We start from the raw sequence: 9,542 nt of genomic DNA, 5'->3' as shown, positions 1-9,542 counted from the left end.
GGCTTTATGCTGCCGGTGCTTGTCATTCCAATCCTCCGTCTGCAAGGGGTGATATCCCGAGGAATGCCAACACCCTCTCAGCAAGACTCCGGCTGGCACCGTATTCTACGGAGGCCGCTCAGCGCCGTCTGGGACAAAATGCTGCGGCTCGTAAATAACGCACCTCAGAAATGACCAGCAGGAGCTTGCAATGGTACTCGCGTTGTGCCTCCAACTTACATCGCGAAACATTTCCGCGCCCATAAGAAGAGCATTGCGTTTCGATCTCTACTCCGCCCATTCAGCGTGTCTTCGGCGTATTCATACCAATCTCAATAATCCTTTGATTTTAGTTGGACTGCACGACCTGGATTTGCAATAAGGTACACTTTGCCCCGAGCCGCCGGTCGCATAATGAAGTTCTCCGGCAATGCCCGATTTTTTCGCACACAGTTTACCGGGCCGCCCGTTCGACGAATGGGAACGGCTCGAAGACCATCTCCAACGAGTCGCTGAGCTAGCAGGCGAATTTGCGGCAGCGTTTGACGCCGGTGACTGGGGACGCCTCGTCGGCTGGTGGCACGATCTCGGAAAATTTCTTCCCGAGTTTCAAGAACGGCTTCGTGGCTCGCCGGTCGGCGTGGACCACGCGGGTCCCGGCGCGGTAGCCGCGCGGACACTCGGCAGCGCTTCCATCGGATTGGCGCTAGCAATCGCTGGCCATCACGCCGGCGTCGCAAACCTTAGCGCGCGTGGCGAGACGACGATCACGCCACTGATCGAGCGACTCAATGACAACTCCGACGCTTGGCAGCGCATCCAAGCGAGCGTGCCATTGGCGATCTTCCCGCAATCTCTGCCGCCCTTGCCGCCCGTTCTGTCTGCGCGCAACGACGTAGAAAAACGCCGTCTTGAGCTGTGGATCCGGCTGCTCTTCTCCGCTTTGGTTGACGCCGATTATCTGCAAACCGAGCGGTTCTACGATCCAGCGCTCGCCCAGCATCGTGGCCAGTACGATAGCATCGGCACCTTGCGCGACCGTTTGCACACGCACCTCGCCAGGTTCCCCACTGATACGCCAGTCAATCGCCTGCGGGCCGACGTATTGGGCGATTGCCGTCGCGCGGCCACCTTGCCCGCGGGACTGTTTAGCCTGACTGTTCCCACCGGGGGCGGCAAGACATTGTCGGGCCTTGCCTTTGCCCTCGACCACGCCATCCGCCACGGCCAGCGACGCGTCGTGGTCGCCATCCCGTACACGAGCATCATCGAGCAGACCGCCGCCGTGTATCGCGACATCTTTGGCGCAGCCGACGTGCTCGAACATCACTCGAATATCGACGTCCAATCGCGTCGCGAGCAGAACGAAGAGCTGGAAAGCCGGCGTCGCCTGGCCGCCGAGAATTGGGACGCACCCATCGTCGTCACCACAAACGTGCAGCTTATTGAATCGCTCCTCGCCAATCAGCCATCGCGTTGCCGCAAGTTGCACAACCTGGCGCGCAGCGTGATAATCCTCGACGAAGCTCAATGCCTTCCCATCCACTTGACCGCCGTCCTCGTCGATTTGCTAAACGAACTTGCCGGACGCTATGGGGCGAGCGTCGTTCTTTCAACCGCCACGCAACCGGCGCTCAAGGACCGCGCAGGCTTCCCCGGCCTGCTCAACGTGCGCGAGATCGTGTCCGACGCGCCGACACTGGCTACCAGATCGCGGCGCGTGCGAGTCCACTGGCCCGACCTCACCCAGCCGCGCCCACCGTCTTATGGTCCGATCGCTGTTGCCATCACCCAACATTCCCGCGTTCTGGCCATCGTACATCTCCGCCGTGACGCCCGCGTTCTGGCAAAGCTGTTACCTGAACGGGGACGATTCCATCTATCGGCCTTGATGTGTCCCGCGCATCGCCGAAGCGTGCTCGATCAGGTGCGCCGAAGATTGAAAGGCGACCGACAGCCGTTGCGGCTCGTGGCCACGCAATTGGTCGAAGCGGGCGTCGACGTCGATTTTCCAGTCGTGTTCCGCGCACTCGCCGGGCTCGACAGCATCGCCCAGGCAGCGGGCCGTTGTGACCGCGAAGGCCTGTTGACCGCAGCTGCCGGCCACCCAGCGGGCGAAGTCGTCGTATTTCAAGCCCCCACCGATCCGCCCCCCGGCGTGCTCAAGCAAGGCCTAGAAACGACGCGCGGAATGCTCGTCGAATACGAAGGCGCTCTCGATCTCGGCAATCCGGCGATCTTCGAAAACTACTTTCGCCGGTTGTACGGCAAGCATCCAGTCGACCGCGGCTTGCAAGCCGAGCGCGCTCAACTCAACTTCGCCACCGTGGCCGACATGAGCAAGGTAATCGAAGACGGCTACAACGTGCCCGTCGTCGTGCCATACGCCGACGCGGCGGATAGACTCAATCACTATCGCCACCAGCCGGACCGCGAAACACTCGCCGCACTCCAGCCTTATCTCGTGCAGGCGGCTCCGCAAGATGTAGCACGACTGCACGCACTCGGCGGCTTGGAACGCCTGAATGACAACGAAACCGCCTTCGTGCTCACGCCGCTGTGCGCCCACCTTTACGACTTAAAAGAGTTCGGACTCATAGTCGACGACAATAGCCTCTCGAACGTAGAAGCCTACGTGGCATAAAAAACCGTCCTGGACTTAGAGCCCAGGACGGTCGGTCAGCGCTGGCGTGATTAAAGCTGTTTCAATCCACGCGGCCGTTAGCACCGCGGCAAGCTTGGGCCGCCAGTCGTTGGCAGCGCATTAGATCTCCCCTTGCAATCGACTTGACGAGCCAGTACAATCTCCACGATACAACATACTTCAGCTTAAATCAAGCCACAGATAAATCCTACGATTGTAATTCGGATTCGTGGGCCACCACGGTAGAAATTTCTTGCATCAGTCGATTGTTGGTGTACAAATATCCAGTTACCAGCCGGGCAATGGCGAGAACCATGATGCTCAATACATCCTTTACCGTCCGCATCCGCGGCCCGCTCGCGTGTTTTACTCGGCCGGAGTACAAGGTCGAACGCATGTCGTACCCGTGCATCACGCCGTCCGCGGCGCGAGGCGCGCTCGAAGCCGTGCTGTGGAAGCCGGCCATTCAATGGCAAGTCGACCGCATCGCCATCTTGGCGCCGATTGAGTATACCGCCTTCCGTCGTAACGAAGTCAACAGCCGTGCCGTCGCTCCGACGGCCGCGGTGCTCGCCGGAGGCGGAGCGCATACTCCGTACTTTGCCGACGAAGATCGCGCCCAGCGCAACACGGTCGCCCTGCGTAACGTCGACTATCGCGTCGACGCGCATTTCACGATGACGGATCGGGCCGGGCCAGAAGACAACCCCAGCAAGTTCGTCGAGATGTTCCGGCGCCGAATAGAGAGCGGCCAGCATTGGCAGCAGCCTTACCTGGGCTGTCGCGAGTTTGTTGCCGACGTCCTGCCGATCGACGCCGACACGCCTGCGCCACTGGATTTATCGCTCGACCTGGGCGTGATGCTCTGGGACATCGTTTACAAAAAGCAAGGGAACCGCGCCGTCTTCTTCGCTGCCCGCATGGAGCGCGGCGTAATTGAAGTGCCGCCCACGGCGGAGGCGGCAGCGGCAACCGTCCATGGCACCGCAGCCGGAGCGAAATAACCATGTTGCAAGCCCTTTACCAAATGGCCCAAGAAGAAGGCTTGATGGCCGATCCCGACTTCGAGCCGAAGCCGGTGGCCTGGCTCGTGCGCGTCGGCGATGGCGGCAAGCTCATCCTCATTGAGGACACGCGCACCGAGCCGCCGGCCGAAGGGAAACGCAAGCCGAAGCCGGTTGCCAAGTCGTTTCGCATCCCGCGGCAGCCGACGGGGCGCTCGGGCACGAAGGCTCCCGCTGCGTTTCTTGTCGATAATGCCAAGTACGTTTTCGGCTTGCCGACCGCCGATAAAAATTTTTCCCAGAAGGAAGGAGCAGAGAAATCGGCCTCGTTTCGCAAGCTCGTCACTGAGTGCGCCGAAACGACTCGCGACAAGGGCGTGCTCGCCGTTTTGCAGTTCTTGCAGAAGGTCGCCGCAGGCAAAGTAACGATCACGCTGCCGGAAGACTGCAAATCGAACGACCTGTTTGCCTTCGTCTACGCACCCGACGTCGACAGCCTGGTTCATGATCGTGCCAAGGTGCGTGACTATTGGAAGGAAAGGCGGCAAGCCCCGGCCAGCGATGGCCCCGATGACACCTCGTCGCAATGTCTTGTGACCGGCGCGCCGGTGGGCAAAATCGGCCTGTTCCCGCTCATCAAGCGCGTTCCCGGCGGTGCGACCGCGGGTGTCGGTCTCGTTTCGTTCAACGCCAACGCGTTTGAGTCGCACGGCTGGAAGAATAACGAGAACGCCCCGATCAGTCGCCAGGCGGCCGAGGCCTGCTCGACCGCGCTGAACCGCCTTCTCAGTCCGAACTATCCCGATCCGGAAAACCCGCAGCTTACGCTCCCGACGCGCCACATCCGTCTAAGCGACGATACGATCGTGTGCTATTGGGGCCGCGGCAAGCAGGCAGGCGAGCTGGCCGACGGCCTCGCGGAATTATTCAATCCCAGTGATCCCGGCACGGTAGCCGACCTCTACCGCTCCCTTTGGACCGGCCGCGCCTCGCTCATCGATGATCCCTCGGCATTTTACGCGGTCACGCTCAGTGGTGCACAAGGTCGCGCGGTCGTCCGCGACTGGTTCGAAACCACGGTTCGCGAAGTTGCGCAAAAACTTCGCGAGTATTTTCAAGACTTGGCGATCATTGTGCCCGTCGGAATCGAATTGTCGTTGAACCAGTGCCCGTCGTTGTTCAAGATCAGATCCTCAATCGCACGCGATCCGAAGGAGCTTCCGGCGCCATTGATGCGCGATTGGTGGAGAGTTGCAATCGGCGGGTCAAGAATTCCCGACACGATCTTACATCGCGCCCTGGCGCGCATCCGGACGATGGTTGCCGCGGGTGAACGGCCCTACCCAACCTCCTACGCACTTCTCAAGTCGTGGCTGATCCGAAATCGCGAGGAATCGAAGACCATGAACAACTATTTTTATATCGACAAGCGACACGTTTCCCGAGCATATCATTGTGGACGAATGCTGGCGTTGATGGGGTTCGCCCAGACGCGGGCGCGCGGGAATGAGAAGGATCGAGACAAGCCTGCCCAGATCGTGCAGCGCTATTTCGGTGCTGTAATGACTGCTCCCGGACTCTACTTGGGGCGACTACAACGTCTGATGATCACTGCCCACCTACCCAAGCTCGAATGGGACTGGCCTGGGTTCATCTCCGACGAATTAGGGCAAATCAATTCCCAGATCCGGGGCGAACTCCCGCGAATTCTCCGACTCGAAGATCAAAGTCGATTTGCGTTGGGATACCACCATGAACTCAGTTGGCTAGATAGCCACCCGCCCTCTATTTACCATTATCGGACCAAGCGAGGGGACCATTGGGTACGAAGTCGCGGTGAAGAGGCAATCGCGAATGGACTGTTTGAGCTGGGAATTGACTACGAATACGAGCCAACCGTGCTACTGCCGGCGAACGGTGAACGCTGGCCCGATTTTCGCATCCCCGCGAAATCACCGAAAGATCAGGTGCTGATCGAATTTCTCGGAATGCTTGACAATCCGAAATACCGCGAGGATTGGGAAAAGAAGCGCGAACAATATCGAGCGCTAGGGATTCTTTCCGCCGACGAGGGCGGCGGTCCGAACGGCACACTCTACTGGATTGAAGGAGACGATAGGCGCCCAGATGCCACGACAATTCGCGATCAACTTCGTGCATGGTTCAAGCCGCTGCTCAAGGACGAGTAGTTTCACCATTTACATGCATCAAGCGCTTGTCGCTGACATTGAACAAATCTTGTAATAGGATTTCAACATGCCGACCGCCACCGCTTCCGGAATTGTTCATCGTTACGAATTCGTCTTGCTGTTTGACGTCATCAACGGCAACCCAAATGGGGATCCCGACGCCGGCAACGCTCCGCGCATCGATCCCGAAACCGGTCACGGACTCGTTTCCGACGTTTGCCTGAAGCGCAAGGTGCGCAATTTCATTAGCCTCGTTCAAAGCGACGCAAATGGGAGCCCGTCGAGTGGTTTCGACATCTATGTCAAGGAAAAGGCAGTCCTTAACAACCAACATCAGCGTGCCTACGACGCCCTGAAGCTCGATCCGAAAGCCAAGACCGAAAAAGGCAAGCCGACGAACGAAGAACGTGCCCGAGGCTGGATGTGCCAGACGTTCTTCGACATCCGCATGTTCGGCGCGGTCATGAGCACGGGCGTTAACGCCGGGCAGGTACGTGGACCTGTGCAGTTTGCGTTTTCCCGCTCGGTCGACCCGATCGTTCCGCTTGAGCAGTCGATTACGCGCATGGCTGTAACAACGGAAGAAGAATCGAAAAATCAAGACGGCGGCAACCGGACCATGGGTCGCAAGGAGATTATCCCCTACGGCCTCTACGTCGCCCACGGCTTCATTTCGCCACAGTTGGCCGCGCAGACCGGATTCAACGTCGACGACTTGCAACTTCTGGCCCGCGCGCTCGACGGCATGTTTGAGTACGATCGTTCGGCGGCCCGCGGCGAAATGAGCACGCGCGGCCTTTGGTTTTTCAAGCACGAGTCGCCGTTGGGCAATGCGCGGGCCAGTCAGTTATTCGAGCTTGTTGAAATCCGTCGCCGCGACGACGCAAAGCCGCCGCGACAGTTTCGCGACTATGAGGTGACAGTCCATCGGGAGCGATTGCCCAAGGGCGTCAGCCTGCTGGAGTTGCCAACCGACATCGACCAACTGGTGTAGCGTCGTACGCCAACAGTGGCCCGACAATGTTCGCCGAAGACGACCTGCTGCCGATTTCCGCCCTGCAGCATTTGCTGTTCTGCGAGCGGCAGTGCGCGCTCATCCATCTGGAGCGGCAATGGGTCGAAAATCGATTGACGGTCGAAGGGCGGCATCTGCACCGCCGAGCCCATGATGCCGAAGACGAGCTGCGCGACGGCCGCCGCATCGTCCGCGGCCTGGCGCTGCGTTCGCTTCGCTACGGTCTATCGGGCCAGGCCGACGTTGTCGAAGTCGCGCCGCTGGATGACGTAGCCCGGCAACGCATGGGCGCGGCTCTGTCGGGCGTGGCACGATTCACCGCCGGCGCGTGGTCCGTGACGCCTGTTGAGTACAAACGCGGCCGCCCGAAGCAGGACGATTGCGACCGCGTGCAACTCTGTGCACAGGCGTTGTGCCTTGAAGAGATGCTCGGGCTGGTGATCCCCGCTGGTGCCTTGTTCTACGGACGTCGGCGGCGGCGTACCGAAGTGTTCTTCGACGCTGCCTTGCGCGAAACTACGCTCGCCGCTACGCGACGGTTGCACGAACTGATCGCCTCGCGCCGCACGCCGCTGGCGCGCCGCGAACCCAAGTGCGATTCTTGTTCACTGCTGCCGATTTGCCTTCCCTCGGCGATTGGTCGAGCTTCGTCGATGGCGGCCTGGACCGAGCGGCAATTGGATCGCGCCTTGGCCTCCGCCGGGCCGACGACCGATTAAAACTGTCCCACGCGACTTCATTATGAAGCAACATCTCAACACGCTGTTCGTAACGACCGATGGTGCTTACCTGGCTAAAGACGGCGAGGCGGTTGCGGTGCGCATCGACCGGCAAGTCAAGCTGCGTGTGCCGCTGCACAATCTGGATGGCCTGGTGTGCTTCGGCCGTATTGGAATCAGCCCACCGCTGATGGCCGCCTGCGCCGCCGCGGGGATCACCATTTCGTTGGTCGACATGCATGGCCGATTTCGGGCTGCCATCATCGGTTTCTCGCCCGGAAATGTGCTTCTGCGTCGTGAGCAATACCGCGTAGCAGACGACATGCTGGCAGCGTGTGCAATCGCGCGGAACATGGTCGCGGCCAAAATCGCCAACTGTCGATCGGTATTGTTGCGGGCGATTCGAGATGCAAACGACCCCAACGTCCAGTCCGCGGTGCAGCCGGCCATCCATCGGCTGGCCCAAGATCTAGAATCGGCACGGCGTTGCACGTCGCTCGATCAGTTACGGGGCATCGAAGGCGGAGCGGCTGACGTGTACTTCGGCTGCTTCACGACGATTGTCGCGCCGGTAGCTCGAGAGTTTCGTTTTACATCGCGCAGCCGCCGGCCTCCGCTCGATCCGTTCAACTCCTTGCTGTCGTTCCTGTACAGCATGCTTGCCCACGATGCCCGCAGCGCTTGTGAAAGCGTCGGCCTGGATGCCGCGGTCGGTTTCCTGCACCGCGATCGGCCAGGCCGCCCGGGCTTGGCGCTGGATCTCATGGAGGAGTTTCGCCCATTCTTGGCCGATCGCTTGGCCCTATCTTTGATCAATCGCAGACAAGTTGCCCTTGCCGGATTCAGGACAACCGAATCGGGTGCCGTGCTCATGGACGACGCAACGCGAAAGGCGGTACTCGTCGCGTATCAAAAACGGAAACAAGACGAGATTACCCATCCGGTGCTCAACGAGAAGGTGAGCGTGGGCTTGCTGATTCAGTTGCAGGCGAGGCTACTTGCCAGGCGATTGCGTGGAGATCTCGACGCCTACCCGGCATTTGTATGGAAGTAAGCCGCCAGTCGCCAGCACTCGGAAGGCTGCCTTCTGTTCCACCATTGGCTCAAGTGCAATCATGTATGTCCTGGTCACGTACGATGTGAGCACGACCACTGCCGAAGGGCGGCGACGCCTGCGACGCGTTGCCAAAACGTGCCTCGACTTCGGTCAGCGCGTGCAGAACTCCGTTTTCGAGCTCAAGGTTGATCCCGCCCAATGGGCAAGCTGTCGATCGCAATTGATCGACCTGATCGACTTTCAAACCGACAGCCTGCGGTTTTACTTCTTGGGATCCAACTGGCAGCGGCGAGTCGAACACGCAGGGGCAAAACCAGGCTATGACATCGAAGGCCCCCTGATCACGTGACGCATCGCGAACCGGAAGCGGCCGGCGAATTGCCGGGATGTTCGCGATGGTCGTAAGTCGCTATCCAGGCCGCTCTTTGACAATTTGGTTTAAGCGTTTAGACCCGGCTGCGACCCGTGCGCAGCCGGGTCCGCGATACATGAGCTATTACCGCTTGCCCCACCGCTAGTTACAATGCGGCGGTCGCGGCCCGCACGGGCCGCGTGGATTGAAACGATTGCCGCTTGCTGGCACTCCGGCCGGCACGCGTCGCGGCCCGCACGGGCCGCGTGGATTGAAACCAGTGGTGCCTCATTGCACACAACCATTGCTATCGTCGCGGCCCGCACGGGCCGCGTGGATTGAAACCAGACCATCGGCCGGCTTATGCACGCGGCCGCCCAAGAGCGTCGCGGCCCGCACGGGCCGCGTGGATTGAAACCAGTGCTTGTCGCACGGCTGCCAGGCGAACCCGGTCGCGGCCCGCACGGGCCGCGTGGATTGAAACCACCAGCCAGCGACGTCTGCATCGCCGCCCGTGACGTCGCGGCCCGCACGGGCCGCGTGGATTGAAACTACGGCGGCTCAGGCCGCGTGCGCCACAGCC

The 9,542-nt window shown here is 60.3% G+C and carries 7 protein-coding genes and 1 CRISPR repeat array; all 7 genes read left to right on the top strand.

Going from position 1 to position 9,542, the window contains the following annotated elements; all coding sequences use genetic code 11:
* The first annotated feature begins 409 nt into the window (after positions 1 to 409).
* The gene (locus VGG64_17310) at positions 410 to 2,623 is read left to right on the top strand and encodes a CRISPR-associated endonuclease Cas3'' (protein ID HEY1601364.1); all 2,214 of its coding nucleotides are present in this window, start codon (positions 410 to 412) and stop codon (positions 2,621 to 2,623) included.
* 317 nt (positions 2,624 to 2,940) lie between these two features.
* Positions 2,941 to 3,627 carry a type I-C CRISPR-associated protein Cas5c gene (gene cas5c / locus VGG64_17305; GenBank protein HEY1601363.1) on the top strand — a complete coding sequence of 229 codons (687 nt, stop codon included), beginning with the start codon at positions 2,941 to 2,943 and terminating at the stop codon, positions 3,625 to 3,627.
* Between the two features lie 2 nt (positions 3,628 to 3,629).
* Positions 3,630 to 5,816, top strand: coding sequence for a type I-C CRISPR-associated protein Cas8c/Csd1 (gene cas8c / locus VGG64_17300; GenBank protein ID HEY1601362.1), 2,187 nt, complete (start codon positions 3,630 to 3,632; stop codon positions 5,814 to 5,816).
* Positions 5,817 to 5,883: 67 nt separating this feature from the next.
* Positions 5,884 to 6,810: a type I-C CRISPR-associated protein Cas7/Csd2 gene (gene cas7c, locus VGG64_17295; GenBank protein ID HEY1601361.1), complete on the top strand. Its 927-nt coding sequence runs from the start codon at positions 5,884 to 5,886 to the stop codon at positions 6,808 to 6,810.
* 26 nt (positions 6,811 to 6,836) lie between these two features.
* Entirely contained in the window at positions 6,837 to 7,550 is a 714-nt protein-coding gene (gene cas4 / locus VGG64_17290; protein HEY1601360.1) for a CRISPR-associated protein Cas4, read from the top strand.
* Positions 7,551 to 7,572: 22 nt separating this feature from the next.
* Positions 7,573 to 8,604, top strand: a complete 1,032-nt coding sequence (cas1c, locus tag VGG64_17285) for a type I-C CRISPR-associated endonuclease Cas1c (GenBank protein ID HEY1601359.1) — start codon at positions 7,573 to 7,575, stop codon at positions 8,602 to 8,604.
* Between the two features lie 61 nt (positions 8,605 to 8,665).
* Positions 8,666 to 8,956 carry a CRISPR-associated endonuclease Cas2 gene (gene cas2 / locus VGG64_17280; GenBank protein HEY1601358.1) on the top strand — a complete coding sequence of 97 codons (291 nt, stop codon included), beginning with the start codon at positions 8,666 to 8,668 and terminating at the stop codon, positions 8,954 to 8,956.
* A 182-nt stretch (positions 8,957 to 9,138) separates the two neighbouring features.
* A CRISPR array of direct repeats spans positions 9,139 to 9,511; the repeat unit is 33 nt; unit sequence GTCGCGGCCCGCACGGGCCGCGTGGATTGAAAC.
* Between the last annotated feature and the right edge of the window lie 31 nt (positions 9,512 to 9,542).

It is taken from the genome of Pirellulales bacterium (genome assembly GCA_036490175.1).
Classification (GTDB): domain Bacteria; phylum Planctomycetota; class Planctomycetia; order Pirellulales; family JACPPG01; genus JACPPG01.
This window is presented reverse-complemented; position numbering and strand designations above follow the sequence as displayed.